This is a genomic window from Microbacterium sp. NPDC060132 (assembly GCF_042729675.1).
Lineage (GTDB): Bacteria > Actinomycetota > Actinomycetes > Actinomycetales > Microbacteriaceae > Microbacterium > Microbacterium sufflavum.
This window is the reverse complement of the sequence record NZ_JBHWXU010000001.1, coordinates 148017-172055: the sequence shown is the minus strand read 5'-3', so window position 1 is coordinate 172055 and position 24039 is coordinate 148017. Positions and strand designations below refer to the sequence as shown.

Here is a 24039-nt window from a genome sequence, read left to right as displayed (position 1 = left end):
GCCCCTTCTCGCCGGCATCCGCTCGCCGAGCCTAGCAACAACCCGTATATCGAGCCCGGTTCGGCACCGTCGGGCGGATGCCGTATGCTTGTGGAGCAGTTGTTCTCTGCATTCTTTCGCCGTGCCTCGGGTCTTCGGATCTCGGCGCAGCGCGGGGATGGGAGGGCACCCCGAGGCCTCCGGGTCTCTAGGGCGGTAGCTCAATTGGCAGAGCAGCGGTCTCCAAAACCGCAGGTTGCAGGTTCGATTCCTGTCCGCCCTGCGCGTCAGTGCAACGCTGGCACACGAAAGGTACATTCAGGATGGATCAGGACGAACCGCGCGGCGAGGTCGTCGCGGCCGGCGCCACGCGCCAGAAGAAGGGCAACCCCTTCTCCCGGTTCTTCGGGGGCATCGCCCTGTTCATCCGCCAGGTCATCGCCGAACTGCGCAAGGTCGTCACCCCGACCCGCAAGGAGCTGTTCAAGTTCACGGGTGTGGTGCTCGTCTTCGTCGTGATCGTGATGGGCATCGTCTACGGTCTCGACTACGTCTTCGGGCTCCTGACCCACTACGTGTTCGGTATCCCTGGCTGATGACCCCCGCGGCGGCAGCCGCAGCTATGGAGAAGAAGCAACGTGTCTGAACGATATTCCGACGACGCCGACTGGGCGACCGCCGCAGAGCAGTCCAGCGAGGAGGACGAGGCCCAGGAGGGCAACGTGCTCGCCGCTGAGGAGTTCTCGGTCACCTCTGCCGAGCACGTCGCGGTCCACGTCGAAGACGAGGACGGCGAGGACGACACGGACGACATCGACATCGACATCGACGACCCGGAGGCGGACGCGATCGTGAACGACGCTCTCAACCTGGACGAAGCGGCGGAGTCCGAGGCCGCCGCCGAGGTCCTCAACGATTCCGTGGCCGAGGAGGCCGCCGAGCAGGAGGCCGAGGCGGCCGACGAGGTCACCCCGTACGACGGTCCCGACGTGAACGGCGAGGACGACCGTCCCGCAGCCGAGTCCGAGGAGGACGACGCCGAGTCCGAGGAGGACCCCTACGAGGCCTTCCGCATGGACCTGCGCATGCTCCCCGGCAAGTGGTACGTCATCCACTCGTACGCGGGCTTCGAGCGCAAGGTGAAGGCCAACATCGAGCAGCGCAAGTCGACGCTCGAGGTCGAGGACGAGATCTACCAGGTCGAGGTCCCGATGGAAGACGTGGTCGAGATCAAGAACGGCCAGCGCAAGATGGTCACCCGCGTGCGCATCCCCGGCTACGTGCTGGTGCGCATGGAGCTCACGGAGGACACCTGGTCGGTCGTGCGCCACACCCCCGGCGTCACCGGCTTCGTGGGCAACGCCCACAACCCGACGCCGCTGCGCTTCGAAGAGGCCTTCAACATGCTGAAGTCGCTCGTCGAGGTGAAGGACGTCCCGACCGCCAAGAACATCGCGGCGAAGGGCGGCGTCGCCGTGGCCCGTCCGCTGCCGGCCGAGGTCGACTTCGAGGTGGGCGAGACCATCACGATCAAGGAGGGCTCGTTCGCGGGTCTTCCCGGTTCGATCAGCGAGATCAAGCCGGAGAGCGGCAAGCTCACGGTCCTCGTCTCGCTCTTCGAGCGCGAGACGCCGGTCGAGCTGTCGTTCGACCAGGTCACCAAGATGATCTGACACTGCTGTCATCAGAACGCCCCGCCGGCTCATCCGGCGGGGCGTTCTGCGTGCGGCCGCGGGGCTCCCCGCACCCGTCGGTCAGCCCGCGTGCTGTGCGGCCCAGTGCGGGCTCTGGATCAGGCCGAGGAGATTGCCGAACGGGTCGCTGACCGACGCCGACCACCACCCCTCGCCGCGCTGGGTAACGGGGTCGAACGGGGTGGCGCCGAGGGCTGCGAGGCGGTCCATCTCGGCGCGGATGTCGTCGACGTGCAGGCTCACGAGTGCGCCTCCCGGCTGCGGCAGGGCGGGGCGGAAGCGGGCGTCCATCAGCGCGAACTCGTCGTCGTCGTCGCCGAAGCGCCATTCGGCGTACTGCGGGGTCCCCTGTTCAGGGCGGGTGAAGTACGGCGCGGCGTCGAACACGCGCGCGTACCAGTCGATCGCGGCGGGCATGTCCTCGGCGACGAGGTTGAGGTTGGCGAGACCACGGAACATGGGATCTTCTCCTTCGGTGGGAACGGCTTCTCTTCTATGCTCGACCGTGAAGTGATCACCTTCTGATCACTTCGGAAAAGAGGTTCCCGATCCGTGCCGATCGCCTGATCCAGGCTCTGCTGCTCCTGCAGGGCCGCCCCCGGATCACCGCCGCGGAACTGGCCGCCGAGCTGGAGGTCTCGGTGCCCACCGCGCGCCGCGACCTGGAGGCGCTCGCCATGGCGGGTGTGCCCCTCTATCCGTCTCGGGGGCGCGGCGGCGGGTGGCGCCTGATCGGAGGGGCCCGGACCGATCTCACGGGACTGACCGAGAGCGAGGTGACGTCGTTGCTGGTCGCGCTCAGCCAGAGCCGCGCCGCCGCGCCGGAGCACACGGCCGCGGTGCGCAAGCTCATGCGTGCCGTGCCGGAACCGTTCCGCGAGGGCGCGCAGCGGGTGGCGGAGTCGACCGTGCGGGATGCGCCCTGGGGTGAACCCGATGATGCGCCGGAGCGGCCGGCGGTGTCGGAGCTGCAGCGGGCGATCGCTGCGCGCCGCCGGGTGCGCTTCGGCTACGGCGACGCCGGGCGGCCGGTCGAGGTGGTGCCGCTCGTGGTCGGCAGCCGCGGTCCGCGGTGGTATCTGCTCGCGGCGCCGGGGCGGAACGGCGGGGCCGACGTGGACCGGCTGCGCACGTACCGGGTCGACCGGATCGCGGATCTCGCCCTCACCGACGAGCGGGGGGAAGGGCCGGATGGCTTCGACGCGCCTGCCGCGTGGGAGCGGATGGTCGAGACGGTCGAGGGGCTGCGGGGCGAGGCGCGCGCCGTGATCCGCGCGGAGGCCTGGGCCGTGCGCGCGGTGCTCGACCGCTTCGGGCGCCAGGCCGCGGTGATGGATGCCGACGAGGGACTGATCGAGGTGCGGGCCCACCGTGCGGACGCTCTGGCCGAGCAGCTCGCCGGGTGGACGGGCGCCGTGGAAGTGCTCGAACCCGTCGAGGTGCGCGCAGCCCTGCGCGAGCTCGGGCAGCGGATCGCGGAGCAGTACCGCGACCCCTGACCCCGCGCGGAAGTGGGGTGCGGGATGCGGTAGACTCTTATGGTTTGTGCGCCGCTTCGGCGTGCGCGCTGACGACCACGACCCGGAGATGCCGGGTCCGTGGGAGAAGCGGGTGTCCGCATCCGCCTCGAGGAAAGGAAAGAGAATGGCACCGAAGAAGAAGGTGACCGGCCTGATCAAGCTTCAGATCAACGCCGGTGCCGCCAACCCGGCGCCGCCGATCGGCCCCGCGCTCGGTCAGCATGGCGTCAACATCATGGAGTTCTGCAAGGCGTACAACGCCGCGACCGAGTCGCAGCGCGGCAACGTCATCCCCGTCGAGATCACCGTCTACGAGGACCGCAGCTTCACCTTCGTCCTGAAGACCCCGCCCGCGGCGGAGCTCATCAAGAAGGCCGCCGGCGTGCAGAAGGCCTCGGCCACCCCGCACACCGTTAAGGTCGGCAAGATCACCAAGGACCAGGTCCGTCAGATCGCCGAGCAGAAGCAGGCCGACCTGAACGCGAACGACATCGAGGCCGCCTCGAAGATCATCGCCGGCACCGCCCGTTCCATGGGCATCACGGTCGAGGGCTGAGGAGAATAATCATGGCTACCAAGTCCAAGGCTTACAAGGCTGCCGCCGAGAAGATCGAGGCAGACCGTTTCTACACGCCCGCCGAGGCCGTCGCGCTCGCGAAGGAGACCGGTTCGGCGAAGTTCGACTCGACCGTCGAGGTCGCGCTGAAGCTCGCCGTCGACCCCCGCAAGGCCGACCAGATGGTGCGCGGCACCGTCATCCTGCCCCACGGCACCGGTAAGACCGCCCGCGTCATCGTCTTCGCCACGGGCCCCGCGGCCGAGGCCGCGATCGCCGCAGGTGCCGATGAGGTCGGCGGCGCCGAGCTCATCGAGAAGGTCGCCGGCGGCTGGACCGCGTTCGACTCGGCCGTCTCCACCCCGGAGCTCATGGGCCAGGTCGGTCGTCTCGGCAAGGTGCTGGGTCCGCGTGGCCTGATGCCGAACCCGAAGACCGGCACCGTGACCCCGAACCCGGCCAAGGCCGTCGAGGAGATCAAGGGCGGAAAGATCGAGTTCCGCGTCGACAAGCACGCCAACGTGCACTTCGTCGTCGGCAAGGCGTCCTTCACCGCCGAGCAGCTGAACGAGAACATCGGCGCAGCGCTCGAGGAGATCGTCCGCCTCAAGCCGTCGAGCGCGAAGGGCCGCTACATCCAGAAGGGTGCGGTGTCGACCACGTTCGGCCCTGGCATCCCGCTGGACGTCAACGCCATCTGAGCCTGACTCACCGAAACGCCCCCGGGTTCCGCCCGGGGGCGTTTCGCGTCCTCCGCCCCGCGTCGACACGGAGCGTCATCGGATGCGGGGGATCCCGCGACGGCACGTACTGTGGGGAGGTCCCGCGCCGGTCGCGTAAACTCGCACCGCGCCTCTCACCCCAGGAGGGTCCATGTCCCGTCGTCTCATCGCCGTCACCGCACTCGTCGTCGCCGCCGCGGCGCTCACCGCCTGCAGCGGCTCCACCACGCCCGCGAACACGTCCGGTGCGGAGAGCACCGCGGGCTCCGACTTCGGCCTGGTGAAGGACGGCACGCTCACGGTCGCGACCGAGGGCACCTACCGCCCGTTCAGCTTCCACGACGACGGCGGCTCGGGCGACCTGACCGGCTACGACGTCGAGATCATCCAGGCCGTCGCCGACAAGCTGGGCCTCGAGGTGGAGTTCCAGGAGACGCAGTGGGACGCGATCTTCGCCGGTCTCGACGCCGGCCGCTTCGACGTGATCGCGAACCAGGTCTCGATCAACGACGAGCGCGAGGCGAAGTACCTCTTCAGCGCGCCCTACACCGTGTCGCCCGGCGTCATCGTGGTGGCCGAGGACGACGACTCGATCAGCTCGTTCGACGACCTGGCCGGCAAGACCACGGCCCAGTCGCTCACCAGCAACTGGTACGAGCTGGCGACCGACTCCGGCGCCAAGGTCGAGGCCGTCGAGGGCTGGGCGCAGGCCGTGGAGCTGCTGCGTCAGGGCCGTGTGGACGCGACCGTGAACGACAAGCTGACGTTCCTCGACTACGAGACCACGAACAGCCCGACGGGGCTGAAGATCGCGGCGGAGACCGAGGACGCCGGCGAGCAGGCGTTCGTGTTCACGAAGGACAAGACCTCGCTCGTCGAGGCCGTGGACGGCGCTCTCGAGGAGCTGCGCGCCGACGGCACCCTGGCGGAGATCAGCGAGAAGTACTTCGGCGAGGACGTCTCGCAGTAACCGATGGCGAACCCCTGGCAGCTGTTCCTCGACTCGCTCTGGCCGATCGCCTGGGCGGGCCTGACGGCGACGGTGCCGCTCGCGCTGGTGTCGTTCGCGCTGGGGCTGCTGATCGCGGTCGGGGTCGCGCTGATGCGGATCTCGGTGCATCCGGTGGTGGCGGGCGTCGCGCGCTTCTACATCTCCGTGATCCGCGGCACGCCCATGCTGGTGCAGCTGTTCGTGATCTTCTACGGGATGCCGTCGATCGGCATCACGCTCGACCCGTGGCCGAGTGCGATCATCGCGCTGTCGCTCAACGTGGGCGGCTACGGAGCCGAGGTCGTGCGGGCCGCGATCCTGTCGGTGCCGAAGGGGCAGTGGGAGGCGGCGTACACGGTCGGGATGAACCGCACCCGCACGCTCACGCGGATCATCCTGCCGCAGGCGGCGCGGGTCTCCGTGCCCCCGCTGTCGAACACGTTCATCTCACTCGTGAAGGACACCTCGCTCACGTCGCTGATCCTGGTGACGGAGCTGTTCAAGGTCGCGCAGCAGATCGCGGCGACGACCCTCGAGTTCATGGTGATCTACCTCGCCGCGGCGCTGGTGTACTGGGTGTTCTGCCTGGTGCTGTCGTTCGGCCAGAGCGCCCTGGAGAGGAGGCTCGACAGCCGTGTCGCCCACTGACCAGACGCCCGTCCCGCTGCTGTCCGCCCGCGGACTGCGCAAGAGCTTCGGCGACACCGAGGTGCTGCGCGGGATCGACCTGACGCTGCACCGCGGAGAGGTGCTGGTGCTCATCGGCCCGAGCGGCTCGGGGAAGACCACCGTGCTGCGCGCGCTCAACGGCCTCGAGACGCCGGACGCCGGCACCATCACGGTCGACGGCGGGCCCGAGCTCGACTTCGCCCCCGCCGAGCGGCCGCGGCCTCGCGCGCAGAAGCAGCAGCGGCTCGCCCTCCGCGATCGCTCCGCGATGGTGTTCCAGCACCACAACCTGTTCCCGCATCTGACGGTGCTGCAGAACGTGATCGAGGGGCCCTGGCGCGTGCAGCGGCGGCCCAGGGCGGAGGTCGTGGCCGAGGCCCTGGCCCTGCTCGACCGGGTGGGCCTGGCGGACAAGGCGGACGCCCGTCCGCATCAGCTGTCCGGAGGGCAGCAGCAGCGCGTGGGGATCGTGCGTGCTCTCGCTCTCAAGCCCGACCTGCTGCTGTTCGACGAGCCGACGAGTGCGCTCGACCCCGAACTCGTCGGGGAGGTGCTGCTGGTGGTCAAGGAGCTCGCCGACGAGGGGTGGACCATGGCGGTCGTCACGCACGAGCTGAGCTTCGCGCGCGAGGTCGCCGACCACGTCCTGTTCCTGGACGGCGGGGTGGTGGTTGAGGAGGGGCCGCCGGCCGAGATCTTCCGCGCCCCGCGACACGAGCGCACGCAGCGGTTCCTCACGCGCATCCTCCGCCCGCTCGACGGCGCCTGAGACCCGGGGCTCGTGCGCGCCGCCGATCGGTGACAGGATGCGGTCGTGGGAACCATCGACGACTACCTGACCGGGCTCGCCCCCGCGGACCGCGCGGCGATCGACCGCGTGTACGCGATCGCGCGGGAGGAGGAGCCGGATGCCGAGCAGGGCACCGGCTACGGCATGCCCGCCCTCGTCCACGGGGGCAGACCGCTGCTGTCGGTGATGCGCGCCAAGAAGCACATCGGCGTGTATCCCTTCAGCCCCGACGCGGTCGCGGCCGTGGCGGCGGCGCTGGCCGATCATCCCGGCGCCAGCGTGGACAAGGGGACGATCCGCTTCCAGCCGGAGCATCCGATCCCGGAGCAGACGCTGCGCGCGCTGGTGCGGGCGCGGCTGGCGCAGATCGACGGAGCCTGAGCCGGATCAGCCGCCGAACACGGGGAGGATCAGGCTCACGGCGAGCGCGACCATGATCACGGCGATCACCGCGTCGAGAACGCGCCACGACCGCTCGGTGCGCAGCCAGCGCCCGAGGTAGCGTGCCCCGAAACCGAGGGCCGTGAACCACAGGACACTGGCGAGGATGGCCCCGGCGGCGAACAGCCAGCGCTGCTCGCCGTGCGTCGCGGCGATCGACCCGAGCATCAGGACGGTGTCGAGGTACACGTGCGGGTTGAGCCAGGTGAGCGCGAGGACGGTGAGGAGCACGGGGGCCAGACGTGTTCCGCTCCGGGTGGCGGTCGCGGTGCCGCCGGCCGATCGACCGGTCCCCGTTCCGTCGGCGGGGGAGGACGCATCGACCGCCAGCACCTCACCGCCGCGCCAGGCGCGCCGTGCCGCGAGCAGCCCGTAGCCGAACAGGAACAGCGCCCCGGCAACCCGGGCGACGACCACGAGCCACGGCGCAGCCTGGAGCAGGAAGCCCAGCCCGGCGACACCGGCGGCGATCAGCACGGCGTCGGAGACGGCGCACACGATCACGACCGCCAGCACATGCTCCCGCCGGATGCCCTGGCGCAGGACGAAGACGTTCTGGGCGCCGATGGCCACGATGAGGGAGAGGCCGAGTCCGAGACCGGCGAGGACGGTGAGCATGGCACCAGCCTAGGAAGCGACTGTCATCAGAGAAAGCGAAGATTCCTTCCGAACCATTAGCATCACTGATGTGAGGATCGATCCGGAGCTCGCCGCGACCCTGGCCGCCGTCGCCGACGAAGGCACTCTCGACGCGGCATCGCGCCGACTCCGGATCACGCCGTCCGCGGTCAGCCAGCGGCTCAAGAGCCTGGAGGAACAGCTGGGGCGCATCCTGCTCGTGCGCAGCAAGCCCGCGCGGCTCACCGAGGCCGGTGAGGCGGTGGTGCGACTGGCCAGGCAGGTGGCGCTGTTGGAGCACGACGCGCTCGCCGGGGTGGGCATCGGCGACGACGGCTCCGAGCGGCGCATCGTCGTTCCGCTCGCCGTGAACGCCGACTCGATGGCGACGTGGTTCCTCGCGCCGATGGCACGACTCTCCGCCACGCACGACATCGACGTCGACCTGCACCGGGACGATCAGAATTTCACCGCCCGGCTGCTGGAATCCGGCACGGTGATGGCCGCGGTGACGAGCGAGGAGACCCCGGTGGCCGGATGCTCGGTCGCACCTCTCGGGGTGCTCGAGTATCGCGCCATGGCGGAGCAGGGCTTCGCGGACCGGTGGTTCGCCGAGGGGGTGAGCGCCGCCGCTCTCGCCCGCGCGCCCTTCGTCGACTTCGACCGTCGCGACACGCTGCAGCACGAGTGGCTCGCGGCTATGTCCGTCACGCAGCAGGGCGTGCCGCGGCACTACGTCCCCGCGTCCCACGACTACGCGATCGCGGTGTCGCTCGGCCTCGGCTGGGGGATGGTCCCGCGGCTGCAGGAGACGCCCGGACTGGTCACGCTCGGGGGTCCGACGCTGAAGGTCGCGCTGTACTGGCAGCAGTGGAACCTGCGGTCGACGCTGCTCGACACCATCGCCGCCGCGGTGGCCGACGAGGCGCGGCGGGTGCTCGCCCCGGTCGCGCCCGCCCGCCGGTCGCGCCGCTGACACGACGATCCCCGGCTGCGCGGATTGTGCCACGGCTGCGCGCGGATCCGCCTTGTCTGGTCCGAGGGGCTCGGAGAGGATGCGAGGACGCGGGAGAATCCTCCGAGTTCCGCTCGCCGGCGTTCCCCGAGATCGACGACGGAGGGGGAACGACATGGCGACGACCACGACCCGGCGAAAGGTCCGCGCGGTCCTGGCAGGAGGACTCGTCCTCGGAGTGGGAGCGGCGGTCACGCTCGCCGCGTGGAACGACTCCGAGTTCGCGACCGGCACGTTCACCGCGGGCTCGTTCAACCTGGAGGGCTCGACCGACGGCACGGCCTTCACCGACCACAACGTCGACGACGGCGACACGGCCGCCACCCTCGCGTTCACGCTCCCCTCCGGCGTCGTCGGCAACATGTCGCCCGGCGACACCGTCTACGCGGGTTTCTGGGTGCGTCTCGCGGCCGGCACGACCACCGGGGCCAGCCTCGTCGCGGCGGGCACGACCGCGGATCCCGCGGCGAGCTCCAACACCGATCATCTGTCCTACGCGATCTACCCGCTCGCTCCCGGCGCGACCTGCAACGCGGCCAGCGCGACCGGAACCGCCGTCGCCTCCGGGGCCACGCTCGACGCACAGACGGGCGTGACCGCCGTGACGCTCACCGAAGGAGCCTCCGCCGCCACCCCGGGCACCGCCGTGCAGCTGTGCGTCGCGGTCACGGCCGCCGCCGCGCTCGAACCCGGCCTGGTCACGAACGCGACCTGGGAGTTCACGGCCACGTCGACGAGCTGAGCGGGCCATGGGTACCCGCAGGCAGCGGCGGGAGAGGATCCGGCTCCGCTCCCGCCGCCTCCGAGCCCTCCTGGCGGGCGGTCTGGTGCTCGGCATCGGGACGACCGCGACGCTCGCCGCCTGGAACGACTCGGAGTTCGGCTCGGCTACGTTCACGGCCGGCCGGTTCGACCTCGTCGGGGCGACCGACGGCGTCACGTTCTCCAGCCACGCGACCACGGGGGCGGCGGCCGCTCTGAACTTCCAGCTCCCGCCCACGGCCATGGCGCCCGGCACCACGACGTATGCGCTGTTCAGCGTCAAGACCGCGTCGCCCTCGGTCGCCGGCGTGCTCCAGCTCACGGCCGGGACGCCGGGCGGCACGGGTCTCGCGTCGTCGCTCACCTACGGTGTGCGTGCGATCGCGGGGACCACGTGCTCGGCGGCGACCTACCCCGGCGGCACCGCCGTGGTCGCGGACGGCTCCGCGCTCACGGCCGGCGGCGCCTCGACGCAGGCGGTGTCCGCGAACGGCGCGTCGGTCGTGAACTACTGCTTCGCGGTGACGCTGCCGACGACGGCGCCGAACACCGCGCAGGGCCTGACGATGACCCAGACATGGCAGATCCAGGGCACGTCGTCGTAGCCGCGGCGGGGCAGGAGCGAGAGGAGGGGTCGTGACGGCACTCACCCGCCGCGAGGCGCGCGCGCAGCAGAGCGGGGAAGCGGGGGCGCGGGCGCAGCACCCCACCCGGCGCCCCGGGTTCGCGCGCGCGTTGGGCGATGCGCTGCTGTGGCTCGCCGCCGCCGCGGGCGTCGTGTGCATCGTGCTGGTGCTGCTGGCGGCCACGGCGCAGATCACGCTCATCCTGTTCCGCACGGGCTCGATGTCGCCGACCATCCCGGCCGGATCGGTCGCCGTGGTGCAGCGGGTCCCTGCCGCGGCGGTGGAGGTGGGCGACGTCGTGACGGTCGACCGCCCCGGCGACCTGCCCGTGACCCACCGCGTGACCGCGGTGCAACCGGGCGCCGCGGCGGGGGAGCGCGTGCTGACGTTGCGGGGCGATGCGAACGCGGTCGACGACCCGTTTCCGTACACCGTGACCTCCGTGCGCACCGTGCTGCTCGCGGTGCCGGGCCTGGCGACCGTGATCGCCGCACTCGGGCATCCCGTCGTGCTCGGCGGCATGACCGTGGCCGCGACCGCGCTGGTGGTGTGGGCCTTCTGGCCGCGGTCGCCGCGACGCGCTCGCACCGAGGGCGGTCCGCCGTGAGGCCCCGCGTCGCGCTCGCGGTCCTGGCGCCCGTCTGCCTGGCCCTCGCGGCACCGGCGGCGGCGGTCGCTGCCCCCTCCACCGAGGTGGTGCAGGGCCAGGTGCTGCGCCTGGTCTCGGTCGCGGACTGGGACGCCGCCCGCGACCTGCGACCCGACCGGCCGGTGCAGTGGGACGTGCAGGTGAGCGCCGACGCGCCGGATCCCGGGGTCGTGCGGCTTGGCGTGAGCGCGTCCGGGTCGGCGCGGTTGCGGCTCGACATCGCCCTGTGCGCGGAGCCGTGGCAGGACGCGGTGTGCGCGGCGGGGGCGACGGTCTTGCGGACGGACTGGAGCGTCCCGCGCGACGGCGCCGAGGTGCCGCTCACTGCCATGCGTGACACCGAGACCGCGCATCTGCGGCTGACGATCGCGCTCGACCCGGCCGACGGCTCCGGCAGCACCGAGGTGCGCGTGCTGGCTCATGGCGCGGGCGAGAGCGCGGCGGTGGGCTCCGACGGCGCGCTCGCGGTCACGGGTCCGTCGCCGTGGCTGCCGCTGGCGGCGGTGGGCGGCGGACTGCTGCTGACCGGGGCTCTCGTGGCGCGGGGGCGTCGCGGAGGAGAGCGCGGGGAGGGGCGAGGATGACACGGCCGTGGCGGCGCACGATCGCCGGTGTCCTCGGGGGCGGGGTCCTGGTCGGCGTGGCGCTCCTGCCCGCGGTGCAGCCGACCGAGGCGCGGTTCACCGATCCGGAGTACGCGGCGGGGTCGTTCACCGCGTCGCAGCTGACGACGCCCACGATCACCTCGTGCAGCGTGACCAACCTGCTCGGCACGTTCACGGGCTTCACGATCACGTGGAGCTCCGGATACCTCAAGCCGCAGCAGCGACTGTCGATCAACAACGTCGCGGTCGACAACGCGAACGTGACGCAGAGCGGCAGCGGCCCCTACTCCTACTCCGCGACGATCAGCTCCGGTCTGCTCAGCACGCTGCTGGGGAGTCTGCTCGGCTCGTCGAACACGGTGCGGGTCGAGGCCGTCCTGCCCGGCACGGCCTGGGTGTCGCCCGCGGCGACCCGCACGCTGTCGGTGGGCGGACTGCTGGGGCTCGGGGGCAACAACACCTGCACGTGAGGTCGTGCCGGCGGTGCGGCGTTCAGTCGGCGAGGGCGAGGGCGCGGAAGAGGTCGCGCTCGCGCAGCTGCTCGCGGCGGCTCGCGGAATCGTCCTGCGTGGGGGCGGGAACGTCGCGGCCCGTGGTGCGCCGGTACAGCTCGTCGATCAGGGCGGTGGCCAGGTCGACCAGCTTGGCGATCTCGCGGTCGTCGCGGTCGATCCACACGCAGCGAGGCTCGTCGTGCACCGGAGCGAAGTCGACGTGCTCCTCCCACACGAACAGCGTGCGCTCGGCACCGAGCACGTGCTGCTGCCACCAGACCTGTCGCAGGTAGGTGCGCGGGATGCCGCGGAACGCCTTGTTCGTGGTCTTGATCTCGGCGAGGCGGATGCGCCCGTCGGCGTCGACCGCGATCCCGTCGGGCGTGGCGAGGTGGCGGTGCTCCACCTCGGCGCGGAACAGCGCGGAGGAGGGGAGGATCCCGTGCGTGGCTGCGACCCAGGCCGCGATCTCCGGCTCGCGCCGTCGGCCGTGGTCGGTGTACGCGTTGCCGCCGAAGCGGGGCCCGCCGCCCAGCTTGGAGTCGGCGGCACGGGCGATGGAGCGCTCGCTCGTGAGCCCGGCGACGTCGGTCGCGGTGATGCCGCGGGACCGCGCCCGCATCCACGCCACCCGGTCGCGAGAGTCCGCGACGATACGGGCGTGGAGTTCGGGGGTCACCTGAAAACCCTAACCCCGTCCGCCGACGCTCCCTCCCCGCACACGCCGCGTCCCCGCACGGCCGCCGGGGATTTGGGGAGGGGCGCGCGCTGAGGTAGAGTGGGTGGCAACCGAAGACCGCTGGTCATCGTGTGTGCGCAAGCACGCAAGATCGAAGCTCTGCATCGCAGGGGCCCGCGCAGGTGTCACGAACTTCCGAGCTCCGTGCGCTTGCGCCGGAGCTCTTCTCTTTGCAGGGGGTCGGAGGCCGGCGCCCCACCACCGTGCGGCGCCTCGTACACATCAAGGAGTGACCATGGCGCAGAAGGATGCATCGGTCGCCGAGCTCACGAAGTCATTCGAGAACTCGAACGCCGTCCTGCTGACCGAGTACCGCGGTCTGACGGTTGCCCAGCTCAAGCAGCTGCGCAACAGCATCCGTCAGGACGCCGAGTACGCCGTGGTGAAGAACACGCTGACCAAGATCGCCGCCAACAAGGCCGGCATCTCCTCGCTGGACGACGACCTCAAGGGTCCGTCGGCCGTCGCGTTCGTGCACGGTGACTTCGTCGCCACTGCCAAGGCTCTGCGTGACTTCGCCAAGGCCAACCCGCTTCTGGTGATCAAGTCCGGCATCTTCGAGGGCAAGGCCCTCTCTGCCGACGAGGTCAACACGTACGCCTCGCTCGAGAGCCGTGAGGTTCTGCTGGCGAAGGCCGCGGGAATGATGAAGGCGACGATGGGCAAGGCTGCCGCCACCATCGACGCGCTTCGCGAAAAGCTGGAGACCGCAGAGGCCGCGTAAGCGACCGGCGATCTCGTCACCACCACCCCATCTATTAGGAGATACATCATGGCGAAGCTCACCACCGAGGAGCTGCTCGAGCAGTTTGCCGGCCTCACCCTCATCGAGCTGAACGACTTCGTGAAGGCGTTCGAGGAGAAGTTCGAGGTCACCGCTGCTGCCCCCGTCGCCGTTGCCGGTGCCGCCGGTGGCGCAGGCGAGGCCGCTGCCGAGGAGGAGAAGGACTCGTTCGACGTCATCCTCGAGGCTGCCGGCGACAAGAAGATCCAGGTCATCAAGGCTGTCCGCGAGCTCACCTCGCTCGGCCTCGGCGAGGCCAAGGCCGTCGTCGACGGTGCTCCGAAGGCCGTCCTCGAGGGCGCCAACAAGGAGACCGCCGAGAAGGCCAAGGCTGCTCTGGAAGAGGCCGGCGCGACCGTCACCCTCAAGTAATTCCAGCGCACCAGCGCTTCTGCGAAGGCCCCGGGTTCCGCCCGGGGCCTTCGTGCGTCCGGGGAGGGGTGCTCAGCGGGGTGGTGCGGTGGAGCTGCGCACGACGAGCGACGAGGGGGCGGTCACCCGCTCGATGGGGGCCTCCGGCTCCGCCATCCGTCGGATCAGCAGCCGCACGGCCTCGTGACCCTGGTCGCGGGGAGACTGCCCGATCGTGGTGAGGGCGAACATGTCCGCATGGGCGTGGTCGTCGATGCCGACCACGCTGAGCTCGGTGGGCACGGCGATGCCCAGGCGTCGAGCGGCGATGATCGCCCCGATCGCCGCCTCGTCGCAGACTCCGACGATCGCGGTGGGCCGGTTCCGCCGGTCTCCGAGGAGCCCGGCGGTCGCGGCATAGCCCCCGGGCATGGTCGGTGCCGCGCCGACGACGCGGGCGTGGGCGAGCAGGCCCGCCGCGCGGAGCGCGCCGTGGTACCCCTCGAGTCGCTGCGCATCGCCGTAGCTCAGTGCGGCGGCGTCGGTCGCGCCCCCCACGAACGCGATGTCCTCGTGGCCGAGCTCGATCAGGTGCTCGGTGGCGATGCGGGCGGCGGCGGTGTCGTCGATCGAGACCGCGCTCGATCCCTCGCTGTACGGCCCGACGCTGACCAGCGGGCGACCCGTGCGGTGCAGGCGCTCGAGCTCGCGCGCGCTCGGCTGGATGCCCACCGCGATGATGCCGTCGAACCTCCGACCCGGCAGCACGGTCTCGAACAGCCGTTCCCTGGTCTGCGTCCCCTCGGGAACGCCGTACAGCGACAGGTCGTAGTCCACGGAGAGGAGCGACTCCTGCACCCCGGCGAGCAGCTCGGCGAAGAACCAGCGGTCGATGGGCGGCATCACGAGGCCGACGGTCTGCGTGCGTCCGGTCGCGAGGCTCGTGGCGGACGAGTGGGCGACGTAGGCGAGGTCGTCTGCGGCGTCCATGACCCGCTGCCGTGTCTCGTCGGACACGTAGCCGCGTCCGCTCAGCGCCCGGCTCGCGGTGGCCTTGGACACCCCGGCACGCGACGCGACGTCCGCGATCGTGCTCATCGGTCCTCCTCGACCAGGGTCCACTTCGATGTGGGGACGGCGACGCCCGGGCTCGCCGGGTGTCAGCGTAGCGGCTCGACCGTGGAAAAGGAACCGGTTCCACACTGATCCGGAGGGAGCGCTCCCATCCGCGACGCGGCGGCGCATCGGAATGGTTGCGAGCTTGTGACCCTTGCGTGTTGTGCGGGGAGCGGGCCGCCAGTATGTTGGCCTGGAATCGGTTCCCTAATCGACGCCGGTGCTGGCGACGGACAGCGGGACCCTGTACTCGAAGAGGAGAATTCACATGGCTCTGTCACAGCGTTCCCGGCTGGTCGTGCCGCTGGCCCTGATGGGCGTCGCGGGCATCGCCCTCGCCGGCTGCGGGGCTCCGGGAGGTGCGCCGAGCACCGGAGGCGGCGGAGGCGACGACGCCACCGTCACGATCTACGGCACGATCGTCGACTCGGAGGCGGAACTCCTCCAGGAGTCCTGGAAGGACTGGGCCGACGAGAACGGCATCACCATCAAGTACGAGGGCAGCCAGGACTTCGAGACGCAGCTGGGCACGCGCGCCCAGGGCGGCAACCCGCCGGACATCGCGATCTTCCCGCAGCCGGGTCTGTTCGCCGACTTCGCCGACCGCGGCTTCCTGAAGCCCGCCCCGGAGGAGGTCGAGAAGAACGCCAACGAGTACTGGACCGAAGACTGGGTGAACTACGGCACGGTCGGAGACACCTTCTACGGTGCCCCGCTCATGGCGAACGTCAAGGGCTGGATCTGGTACTCGCCCGCCAAGTTCGCGGAGTGGGGCGTCGAGGTCCCCAAGACCCTCGACGAGATGACGGCGCTGACCGAGAAGATCCAGGCCGCCACGGGCACGCCCGCCTGGTGCGCAGGCTTCGAGTCCGGCACCGCGACCGGCTGGCCGGGAACCGACTGGATCGAGGACTACGTGCTGCGCCAGTCCGGACCCGACGTCTACGACCAGTGGGTCACCAACGACGTGAAGTTCACCGACCCGCAGATCAAGCAGGCGTTCGACTCGGTCGGACAGATCCTGCTCAACCCGGCCAACGTCAACGCGGGCTTCGGCGACGTGCGCTCGATCAACTCGACCGCGTTCGGCGACGTGGCACCCAAGCTCGCCGCCGGCGAGTGCGCGCTCACGCACCAGGCCTCGTTCCTGTCGGGCTTCTTCCCCGAGGGCACGAACATCGCCGAGGACGGCGACGTGTGGGCGTTCATGCTCCCCGGCGAGTCCGAGGGCGACACGGCCGTCACGGGCGCCGGTGAGATCGTCGGCGCGTTCAGCGAGTCCGAGGCCACGCAGAAGGTGCTCGCGTACCTGTCCAGCCCCGAGTGGGCCAACAGCCGCGTGAGCCTCGGCGGCGTCACCTCGGCCAACAACGGGCTCGACCCGGCGAACGCCAAGGACCCGATCCTCCAGGAGACCATCAAGATCCTGCAGGACCCGGAGACCACGTTCCGCTTCGACGCCTCCGACCTGATGCCCGGTGCCGTCGGTGCCGGCACCTTCTGGAAGGGCATGGTCGCGTGGGTCAACGGCACCTCGACGGACGAGGTGCTCACGCAGATCGAGACCGGCTGGCCCTCCAGCTAATCCCGGGGGAAGAGGGGCCGCCCCGCACCAGGGGCGGCCCCTCTGCTCCCTCGGCGCCCACATCGACGTGGGCGCCGTGATCCGATCCGCGTGACGTAAGGGGAATCCGTGAACGCGACAGTCTTTTTCCAATGGATCGGCTCGCTCCCGCCGATCCTGCAGGCCGTCGCCGTGGTCATCGCCTTCGCGGTGGTCGTGGCGATCATCCTGCTGCTCGTGGACATCGCTCCACGCCGGGGCACGCAGTACACCATCATCCGGCTGGCGATGTGCCTGCTCATCCCGCTCGCCGTGATGTGGTTCTTCAACTCCTACTACTGGGCGATGGGGGTCGCGGTCCTCGTCGGCGCCGTGTTCTTCTTCCTGGACTACCGGTCCCGCGATGGAGCGGGCTACCTGATCCAGCTCGTCGCCTTCATGGCTCCGGCGATGCTGCTCCTGCTCGTCGGCCTCATCCTCCCGTCGATCCAGACCATGTACACCTCGTTCTGGAACTCCTCGGGCAACACGTTCGTCGGGTTCGCCAACTACGTGTGGATCTTCACGCAGTCGGACGGCATCACCTCGGTCGTCAACACCATCATCTGGGTGCTGCTGGTGCCGACGGTGTCGACGATCGTCGGTCTCGCGTACGCGGTCTTCATCGACAGGACCCGCGGCGAGAAGATCTACAAGGTGCTGGTGTTCATGCCGATGGCGATCTCGTTCGTCGGCGCGAGCATCATCTGGCGGTTCATGTACGAGTACCGCGGACCGGAATTCGAGCAGATCGGTCTGCTGAACCAGATCCTGGTGTGGTTCGGCGGGACGCCGCAGCAGTGGCTGCTGAACCAGCCGTGGAACAACCTGTTCCTCATCGTCGTGCTCATCTGGGTCCAGACCGGTTTCGCGATGGTCGTGCTGTCGGCCTCCATCAAGGGTGTCCCGGCCGAGCTGCTCGAGGCCGCCGAGCTCGACGGCGCGAACGCGTGGCAGCGGTTCATCTCGGTGACCGTACCGGCGATCCGCCCGGCACTCATCGTCGTGCTCACTACGATCTCGATCGCCTCGCTGAAGGTGTTCGACATCGTCCGCACCATGACCGCCGGCAACTACGGCACGTCGGTGCTCGCGAACGAGATGTACACGCAGTTCTCGAAGTTCGAGGCGGGGCGCAGCGCCGCGCTCTCCGTCATCCTGTTCATCCTGGTGCTGCCGATCGTCATCTACAACGCGCGCCAGATCAAGAAGCAGCGGGAGATCCGATGACCGACACCGTAGGCACCGAGACCCCGGCCAGCACGCGCGCCGTCACGACCGGGGGTGGCCTCGACGGCGCCGCCGGACGCGCCAGGAAGAAGCTGTCCCGTCCGTGGGCATCCGCCGCGTCGATCGTCATCGCGGTCCTGTGGACCATCCCGACGCTCGGGCTGTTCATCTCGTCGTTCCGTCCGCGCGACGAGATCCAGTCGACCGGATGGTGGACGTTCTTCACGAACCCGCAGGTCACGCTGGAGAACTACGTCGATGTGCTGCAGTCCGGCACGACGCAGCTGACCATCCTCGAGTCGTTCATCAACTCGATCGCCATCACGATCCCGGCGACCGTGGTGCCGCTGATGATCGCGGCCATGGCGGCGTATGCGTTCGCGTGGATCGACTTCAAGGGCCGCAACGCCCTGTTCATCTTCGTGTTCGCGCTCCAGATCGTGCCGATCCAGATGGCGCTGGTGCCGCTGCTCAGCTCGTTCTCGCGCGGCCTCAACCTGTTCGGTCTGCAGGTGACCCTGCCGCTCGGAGCATCGGACGGCTACGCGCAGGTGTGGATCGCGCACTCGATGTTCGCGCTGCCGCTGGCGATCTACCTGCTGCACAACTTCATGTCGGAGATCCCCGGTGAGATCATCGAGGCGGCCCGCGTGGACGGCGCCTCGCGCGGACAGATCTTCTTCCGCGTCGTGCTGCCGCTGACGATGCCGGCGATCGCCTCGGTCGCGATCTTCCAGTTCCTGTGGGTGTGGAACGACCTGCTCGTGGCGCTGGTGTTCGCCGACGGAGCGGCCGCGCCGATCACGAAGCTGCTGGCCGAGATCACCGGGACGCGCGGCAACGACTGGTACCTGCTCACGGCGGGTGCGTTCGTGTCGATCATCATCCCGCTGATCGTGTTCTTCGCGCTGCAGCGCTACTTCGTGCGCGGCCTGCTCGCCGGGTCTACCAAGGGGTAGTCGAGACAGGAGCGCTCGCCGGAAGGGGCCGGTCACCGTCGCGGTGGCCGGCCCCTTCCGTGTGTCGCGGACGGGCTCGGCGGTGCGTCCCGGCGGCGGCATGCAGGAACTTCACATGATCGGAACGGGTGTCTCTGCGTAATGGAACGCTCCCGATCCCGTCTCATGGCATAGGGACGATCTGGGGACGTCCGCTCGGGGGTGGAGCGATCCGGTCCGGATGTTTGGGGCATCCGGTCCGGCAGTCTGCAGTGTCGTGTCTGCGTTTCGCCGTGGCAGGAGTGTGCCGCGGCGGCGCGTCCGCAGCGAGAGCTGATGTCGGAAGCCAGAAAGACACAACAACAGATGAACATCGTGGGGAATCGCGCGCGCGCCTGGGGAGGCCGCGCGGTCATGGGGGCTGCCATCGCAGCCCTCGCAGTGGTGGGCGCCCTGCTCACGCCGGGCGCGGCGTCGGCGGTGGTCGCCTCGGGCCCGGACGGGCGCACGCAGGAGACGGCGGCGGCGTCGTGCTGGGAGATCAAGCAGAACAACCCGGCGGCGGCGGACGGCGTGTACTGGCTGGTGACGCCGGCCCTGGTCTACCCGCAGCAGTTCTACTGCGACCAGACGACCGACGGCGGCGGGTGGGTGCTCGTCGGTCGGGGTCGGGAGGCGTGGAAGGAGAGCTACAACGGTCTCGGCACGCCGGATCAGGTGGCGAACACGCCCACGGGAACGGCCGCGTTCGCTCCGGCCGAGCTGCCCGCCAAGACCGTCGACGGCCTGCTGAACAACGGCCGCCCCGATGCTCTGCCCGACGGGATCCGCGTGCGGCGCGCGACCAACGCCGCCGGCAGTGCCTGGCAGGAGGTGCGGTTCTCGCTCGCGAAGAGCGACCGCTGGGAGTGGACCTTCGGCGCCAAGCACGACCTCGCCGACTGGGGCTTCGGCATCAGCGGCGGCATCGACACCACGGGAACCGGCGGCGTGACCGCCGCCTTCAACGACGACGCGGGCATGAACAACGTCGTGTTCTCGCAGCGGGCCACGCACGGCTACCGGATGGGCTGGGCGTACGGCTCGGCGGTGACCGGCACGACGGACGCGTCCTCCTACCTGTGGGCTCCGGCGGGGCAGGGGTACGCGACGCCGTTCGCCCAGGTGTTCCTGCGGCCGCAGCTCACCCTGTCGACGCTCGACTTCGGTGCCGTCCCGACCACGGGCACGCCCGCGAGCACGCTCCCGTCGATCCCGAGCTCGTACGCCGTGAAGACGTCGTGGGGGGTCTCGGGGCTCGCCAACGGCCAGTCCGGAGAGACGAACGTCGAGGTCTCGGACTTCGGTGAGGTCGCCGGGAAGGTCTTCGTCGGCGGCAACTTCCTGAACGTGCAGCAGACCAAGGACGGCGCGGGGCAGACGTCGCAGCCGTACCTGGCGGCGTTCGACGTGCACACCGGCGCGTGGGTCCCGACCTTCCGGCCGAAGCTCGACGGACAGGTGAAGTCGGTGCAGGCGCTGCCGGACGGCCGGCTGGCGATCGGCGGGCAGTTCTCGACCGTGAACGGGGTGGCGCAGCCGGGACTGGCGATCCTCGATCCTGCGACCGGGCAGCTCTCGGGCTGGCAGGTCAAGGTCGAGCACCGCGCGACCGGTGCGGTCCCCTTCGTCCGCGACCTGGACGTGCAGGGCGGCTACCTGTACGTCGCCGGTTCGTTCACGCACCTGACCTCCGTCGGTACGACACCGACGACGGGCGGCGCGTGGAACGGCGGCCGTATCGTGCTGGCCACCGGCAAGCCCGACACCGCGTGGAACGCGAACCTCAACGGGACGGCGGCCTCGGTCGACGCGAACGCCCAGGGCGACCGCGCGTACTTCTCCGGCTACTTCCTGATGAAGTCGTCGACCCCGGCGCCGTCGGCCGCGGTGCTGCAGACGACGGCGGGCGCACCGCTGGCGACCACCTGGACGCCGGAGTTCAGCGACGACCGCAAGGACGAGAACGGCGCGTACGTCAACGCGGTGTGGCAGCTCGGCATCATCGAGGTCGGCGGGCGTGTGTGGATGGGCGGCTCGCAGCACTCGATGTTCTCGTACGACCGGAACACGCTCCAGCGCGTGGGCGGTTGGATCACGCAGGTGGGCGGCGACATGCAGACGGTCGAGACCAACGGCTCCGTGGTGATCGGCGGCTGCCACTGCGGGGACTACGTCTACGACGACGCCTACAGCCAGACGCTCGTCGGCGGATTCAGCCGGGCGGACAAGATCAATCTGGTGGGGGCGTGGGACGCGAAGTCCGGCACCTACATCCCGGACTGGTCGCCGATGGTGGAGGCGCGTGCGGGGTACGGCGCGTGGGGGACGTTCTTCGACAGCACCGGCACCCTGTGGGTGGGTGGCGACTTCAACCGGTCGCAGCTTCCGGGTGGTGCGGAGCAGTGGTCGGGCGGGTTCATCCGCTTCGCGCCGCGGGATGCGGTGGCGCCGACGGCCCCGGGGGCGGTGTCGTCGACCCCATCGGCAGACGGGAAGACGGCGACGCTGACGTGGGGCGCGTCGACGGATGCGGGTTCGGGTGTGACATACGAGGTGCTGCAGGGCAACCGAGTGATCGCCTCCACGACCTCGGCCTCGTACACCGTGCCGGTGACCTCGACCGCCGCGAACTACTTCGTGCGGGCGCGGGATGCGGTGGGCAACCGGTCGGCGTCGACGGCGGCGTTCACGGTCGCTCCGGCCCCGGCGAACGCGCTGACGTTCGTGGGCAACGGGGACTCGTGGTCGTGGCGGTACTCGTCGGACGCGCTGCCGGCCACGTGGAACGCGACCACGTTCGACGCGTCGTCGTGGCCGGTCGGGAAGGCGCTGTTCGGGCGGGGCGTGTCGGGGGCGGCGACGAATATTGATCCGTCGAACCTGGCGACCAAGCCGTTGAGCGCGCAGTTCCGCAAGACGTTCACGGTGACCAGTGCGGCGAGCGTGACGAATGCGAAGGTCTCTCTCATCGCGAACGACGGCGCCGTGGTGTACCTGAACGGCCGTGAGCTGGGGCGGGTGCGGATGCCGGCCGGCGCGGTCACGCAGAACACCTACGCGACGGCGGCGGTGGCGCAGTCGTCGGCGGCGGGCACGCGCGCGGTGTTCAGCGTTCCGGCCGGTGTGCTGACGGAGGGCACCAACGTGCTGGCGGTATCGGTGCACGCGAACTTCCGCACGACCGCGGACCTCGGGTTCGACCTGGCGTTCACGGGCGAGCGGGCGGCGCCTCCTGGCCCGGTGACGGGTCTGGTGGCGACGCCGGCGCAGACGTCGGTGGCGTTGGGGTGGACGGCTCCGTCCGGGACCACGGCGGCGGCGTCGTATGTGGTGTCGCGGAACGGGGTGAAGGTGGGGACGGTGACGGCCCCGGCGACCTCGTTCACGGATACCGGGCTGACGGCGGGGACGGCGTATACGTACACGGTGGTGGCGGTGTCGGCTGCGGGGGTGGCGTCGACTCCGGCGACGGTGCAGGCGACGACGACGGCTGCGGCTCCGGTGGGCCCGGCGGTGTCGGTGCCGAGCGGGTCTGCCTGGTCGTGGCGGTACTCGGCGGATGCGTTGCCGGCGGACTGGAACACGGCAGGGTTCGATGCGTCGTCGTGGGCGGTCGGCAAGGGCGTGCTGGGGCGGGGGGCGACGGTGGCGACGAACATCGATCCGTCGAACCTGGCCACGAAGCCGTTGAGTGCGCAGTTCCGGACGTCGTTCACCGTGTCGGATGCGGCGTCGGTGAAGGACGGGACGGTGTCGGTGATCGCCGATGACGGGGTGGTGCTGTATCTGAACGGGGTGGAGCTGGGGCGGGCGAATCTGCCCGCCGGGTCGATCACGCAGAACACGTATGCGACGGCGGCGCCGCGGGCGACGACCGCGGCGGGGGCGCGGGTGACGTTCCAGGTTCCGGCGACGCTGGTGAAGGAGGGGACCAACGTGCTGGCCGCGTCGGTCCACGCCAACTACCGCGGCACACCCGACCTCACCTTCGACGCCGCACTCACCATGCCGCGGTGACCGGAGGGGCGGGGTCGGGCGCCTCCGGGTGCCCGGCCCCGTCCGCATCGCAAATCGATCCGGGATTCCGGCGTAATGAATCGGGCGTCGAAACGTCTCATGGTATGGGGACGTTCGCAGCGGGGGTGAGCTGAGCCGGAGGCATCTGCCTGCCGCCTCACCCGCGCCCGGATTCGGTCGTGGGTGCAGTGCGCCGATACGCAACGACGGACACGAAGGAATCCGATGTACCTGAAGGGAACTCGAGCACGCACCTGGGGGATGCGTGCTCTGGTGGGAGCGACGATCGCCGCCACCGCATTCACGGCCTCGCTGGTGACCGCCGCCTCGGCGGGTGGAGCGGTGTTCGAGATGATGACCGCGCATGCGCCGGCGGCGAAGGGGGCGAAGATGGTCACGATCCACAGCGGGTCGACGTGGGCGTGGCGGTACTCGACCCAGGCCCTGCCCGACGACTGGAACGGCGTGGACTACGACGCCGCCGGGTGGAACAGCGGGCCGGGTCTCCTCGGCCGCGGCGTCACGGGGGAGACCACGAACATCGACCCCACGAGCCTGTCCGCGAAGCCGGTCAGCGCCCAGTTCCGCAAGGCGTTCACGGTCACCGGGGCCGGGCGCGTGCATGACGGCACGGTCACGGTGATCGCCGATGACGGAGTCGTCGTGTACCTCAACGGGGTCGAGCTCGGCCGGGCGAACCTGCCGGCGGGACCACTCGACCAGGACACGCTCGCCACGGCTGCCCCGCGGGCGGACGCGGCCGCACGGAAGACGTTCAGCTTCGTCGTGCCGGCGAGGCTGCTCGTCGAGGGCACGAACGTGATCGCCGCCTCCGTGCACGCGAACACGCCGACCACGCGGGATCTCAGCTACGACCTCACGCTCCAGATGCCCCGCTGACATCGCAGGACGCAGGCACACCTTGCGACAGCCCAACATTCTACGTGTCACTGCGTAATGAACCCGGTGTCCCTGCGTCTCATGAGTGTGCAGCGTCTGTGACGTCTGCGCGCACGCGCGACCGCGGCGAGCTCGTGGGGTGGGTTCGTCGTGCAAGAAGCCAGAGATCGGCCTGAGCCGATGACAGA

Annotated in this window: 26 protein-coding genes and 1 tRNA gene; 23 read left to right on the top strand and 4 right to left on the bottom strand. The window is 70.1% G+C overall.

Features of this window, described 5'->3' with window-relative positions; all coding sequences use genetic code 11:
• Positions 1-189 precede the first annotated feature (189 nt).
• From ACFWCH_RS00880 to nusG, 3 genes are all read left to right on the top strand, one after another.
• Positions 190-262 (top strand) — tRNA-Trp (locus tag ACFWCH_RS00880).
• Positions 263-302: 40 nt separating this feature from the next.
• On the top strand, positions 303-575 hold the full coding sequence (gene secE, locus ACFWCH_RS00875) for a preprotein translocase subunit SecE (RefSeq protein ID WP_136034407.1): 273 nt from the start codon (positions 303-305) through the stop codon (positions 573-575).
• A gap of 42 nt (positions 576-617) precedes the next feature.
• On the top strand, positions 618-1652 hold the full coding sequence (nusG, locus tag ACFWCH_RS00870; protein ID WP_136037470.1) for a transcription termination/antitermination protein NusG: 1035 nt from the start codon (positions 618-620) through the stop codon (positions 1650-1652).
• Positions 1653-1733: 81 nt separating this feature from the next.
• Here nusG and ACFWCH_RS00865 read toward each other — a convergent pair whose 3' ends face one another.
• Positions 1734-2132: a VOC family protein gene (locus ACFWCH_RS00865; protein WP_378802700.1), complete on the bottom strand. Its 399-nt coding sequence runs from the start codon at positions 2130-2132 to the stop codon at positions 1734-1736.
• Between the two features lie 62 nt (positions 2133-2194).
• Here ACFWCH_RS00865 and ACFWCH_RS00860 point away from each other — a divergent pair, with 62 nt between their 5' ends.
• The 7 genes from ACFWCH_RS00860 (at position 2195) to ACFWCH_RS00830 (ending at position 7302) form a co-directional block, all read left to right on the top strand.
• Entirely contained in the window at positions 2195-3172 is a 978-nt protein-coding gene (locus tag ACFWCH_RS00860) for a helix-turn-helix transcriptional regulator (RefSeq protein WP_378803832.1), read from the top strand.
• Between the two features lie 145 nt (positions 3173-3317).
• Positions 3318-3749, top strand: coding sequence for a 50S ribosomal protein L11 (gene rplK / locus ACFWCH_RS00855; RefSeq protein WP_025102337.1), 432 nt, complete (start codon positions 3318-3320; stop codon positions 3747-3749).
• An 11-nt stretch (positions 3750-3760) separates the two neighbouring features.
• Positions 3761-4450, top strand: coding sequence for a 50S ribosomal protein L1 (gene rplA / locus ACFWCH_RS00850; protein WP_136034399.1), 690 nt, complete (start codon positions 3761-3763; stop codon positions 4448-4450).
• 172 nt (positions 4451-4622) lie between these two features.
• Positions 4623-5441: an amino acid ABC transporter substrate-binding protein gene (locus ACFWCH_RS00845; protein WP_247637642.1), complete on the top strand. Its 819-nt coding sequence runs from the start codon at positions 4623-4625 to the stop codon at positions 5439-5441.
• A gap of 3 nt (positions 5442-5444) precedes the next feature.
• The gene (locus tag ACFWCH_RS00840; RefSeq protein WP_136035367.1) at positions 5445-6110 is read left to right on the top strand and encodes an amino acid ABC transporter permease; all 666 of its coding nucleotides are present in this window, start codon (positions 5445-5447) and stop codon (positions 6108-6110) included.
• The gene (locus ACFWCH_RS00835; RefSeq protein ID WP_136045146.1) at positions 6097-6900 is read left to right on the top strand and encodes an amino acid ABC transporter ATP-binding protein; all 804 of its coding nucleotides are present in this window, start codon (positions 6097-6099) and stop codon (positions 6898-6900) included. The genes ACFWCH_RS00840 and ACFWCH_RS00835 overlap by 14 nt, the downstream gene beginning before the upstream one ends.
• Positions 6901-6945: 45 nt before the next feature.
• Positions 6946-7302 carry an iron chaperone gene (locus ACFWCH_RS00830; RefSeq protein ID WP_136034390.1) on the top strand — a complete coding sequence of 119 codons (357 nt, stop codon included), beginning with the start codon at positions 6946-6948 and terminating at the stop codon, positions 7300-7302.
• Between the two features lie 6 nt (positions 7303-7308).
• Here ACFWCH_RS00830 and ACFWCH_RS00825 read toward each other — a convergent pair whose 3' ends face one another.
• Positions 7309-7980: a LysE/ArgO family amino acid transporter gene (locus ACFWCH_RS00825; RefSeq protein WP_136045145.1), complete on the bottom strand. Its 672-nt coding sequence runs from the start codon at positions 7978-7980 to the stop codon at positions 7309-7311.
• 70 nt (positions 7981-8050) lie between these two features.
• Here ACFWCH_RS00825 and ACFWCH_RS00820 point away from each other — a divergent pair, with 70 nt between their 5' ends.
• The 6 genes from ACFWCH_RS00820 (at position 8051) to ACFWCH_RS00795 (ending at position 12107) form a co-directional block, all read left to right on the top strand.
• Positions 8051-8956, top strand: a complete 906-nt coding sequence (locus tag ACFWCH_RS00820; RefSeq protein ID WP_378802699.1) for a LysR family transcriptional regulator ArgP — start codon at positions 8051-8053, stop codon at positions 8954-8956.
• Positions 8957-9110: 154 nt separating this feature from the next.
• Positions 9111-9737: a SipW-dependent-type signal peptide-containing protein gene (locus tag ACFWCH_RS00815; protein ID WP_378802698.1), complete on the top strand. Its 627-nt coding sequence runs from the start codon at positions 9111-9113 to the stop codon at positions 9735-9737.
• Positions 9738-9744: 7 nt separating this feature from the next.
• Positions 9745-10362: a SipW-dependent-type signal peptide-containing protein gene (locus ACFWCH_RS00810; protein ID WP_378802697.1), complete on the top strand. Its 618-nt coding sequence runs from the start codon at positions 9745-9747 to the stop codon at positions 10360-10362.
• 31 nt (positions 10363-10393) lie between these two features.
• Positions 10394-10990 carry a signal peptidase I gene (locus tag ACFWCH_RS00805; RefSeq protein ID WP_378802696.1) on the top strand — a complete coding sequence of 199 codons (597 nt, stop codon included), beginning with the start codon at positions 10394-10396 and terminating at the stop codon, positions 10988-10990.
• A complete protein-coding gene (locus ACFWCH_RS00800; RefSeq protein WP_378802695.1) occupies positions 10987-11616 on the top strand; it encodes a hypothetical protein in 630 nt (209 codons plus the stop codon). The genes ACFWCH_RS00805 and ACFWCH_RS00800 overlap by 4 nt, the downstream gene beginning before the upstream one ends.
• Positions 11613-12107: a hypothetical protein gene (locus ACFWCH_RS00795; RefSeq protein WP_378802694.1), complete on the top strand. Its 495-nt coding sequence runs from the start codon at positions 11613-11615 to the stop codon at positions 12105-12107. The genes ACFWCH_RS00800 and ACFWCH_RS00795 overlap by 4 nt, the downstream gene beginning before the upstream one ends.
• A 22-nt stretch (positions 12108-12129) precedes the next feature.
• Here ACFWCH_RS00795 and ACFWCH_RS00790 read toward each other — a convergent pair whose 3' ends face one another.
• On the bottom strand, positions 12130-12810 hold the full coding sequence (locus ACFWCH_RS00790; RefSeq protein WP_378802693.1) for a YqaJ viral recombinase family protein: 681 nt from the start codon (positions 12808-12810) through the stop codon (positions 12130-12132).
• Between the two features lie 295 nt (positions 12811-13105).
• On the opposite strand from ACFWCH_RS00790, the gene rplJ reads away from it, so the two are divergent.
• Together rplJ and rplL are read left to right on the top strand one after the other, a co-directional pair.
• On the top strand, positions 13106-13594 hold the full coding sequence (gene rplJ / locus ACFWCH_RS00785) for a 50S ribosomal protein L10 (RefSeq protein WP_136034371.1): 489 nt from the start codon (positions 13106-13108) through the stop codon (positions 13592-13594).
• A gap of 48 nt (positions 13595-13642) precedes the next feature.
• Positions 13643-14026, top strand: coding sequence for a 50S ribosomal protein L7/L12 (gene rplL / locus ACFWCH_RS00780; protein WP_067194328.1), 384 nt, complete (start codon positions 13643-13645; stop codon positions 14024-14026).
• A gap of 72 nt (positions 14027-14098) precedes the next feature.
• On the opposite strand, the gene ACFWCH_RS00775 is transcribed toward rplL, so the two are convergent.
• A complete protein-coding gene (locus ACFWCH_RS00775) occupies positions 14099-15103 on the bottom strand; it encodes a LacI family DNA-binding transcriptional regulator (protein ID WP_136034369.1) in 1005 nt (334 codons plus the stop codon).
• A gap of 286 nt (positions 15104-15389) precedes the next feature.
• On the opposite strand from ACFWCH_RS00775, the gene ACFWCH_RS00770 reads away from it, so the two are divergent.
• From ACFWCH_RS00770 to ACFWCH_RS00750, 5 genes are all read left to right on the top strand, one after another.
• Positions 15390-16706: an ABC transporter substrate-binding protein gene (locus ACFWCH_RS00770; RefSeq protein ID WP_136036965.1), complete on the top strand. Its 1317-nt coding sequence runs from the start codon at positions 15390-15392 to the stop codon at positions 16704-16706.
• Positions 16707-16814: 108 nt separating this feature from the next.
• Positions 16815-17954: a carbohydrate ABC transporter permease gene (locus ACFWCH_RS00765; protein ID WP_136034364.1), complete on the top strand. Its 1140-nt coding sequence runs from the start codon at positions 16815-16817 to the stop codon at positions 17952-17954.
• Positions 17951-18913: a carbohydrate ABC transporter permease gene (locus ACFWCH_RS00760; protein WP_136034362.1), complete on the top strand. Its 963-nt coding sequence runs from the start codon at positions 17951-17953 to the stop codon at positions 18911-18913. Before ACFWCH_RS00765 ends, ACFWCH_RS00760 begins: the two co-directional genes overlap by 4 nt.
• 345 nt (positions 18914-19258) lie before the next feature.
• Positions 19259-22951 carry a fibrinogen-like YCDxxxxGGGW domain-containing protein gene (locus tag ACFWCH_RS00755; RefSeq protein WP_378802692.1) on the top strand — a complete coding sequence of 1231 codons (3693 nt, stop codon included), beginning with the start codon at positions 19259-19261 and terminating at the stop codon, positions 22949-22951.
• Positions 22952-23176: 225 nt separating this feature from the next.
• Complete coding sequence (locus tag ACFWCH_RS00750) at positions 23177-23851, top strand: hypothetical protein (RefSeq protein WP_378802691.1); 675 nt, start codon at positions 23177-23179, stop codon at positions 23849-23851.
• Positions 23852-24039: the final 188 nt, after the last annotated feature.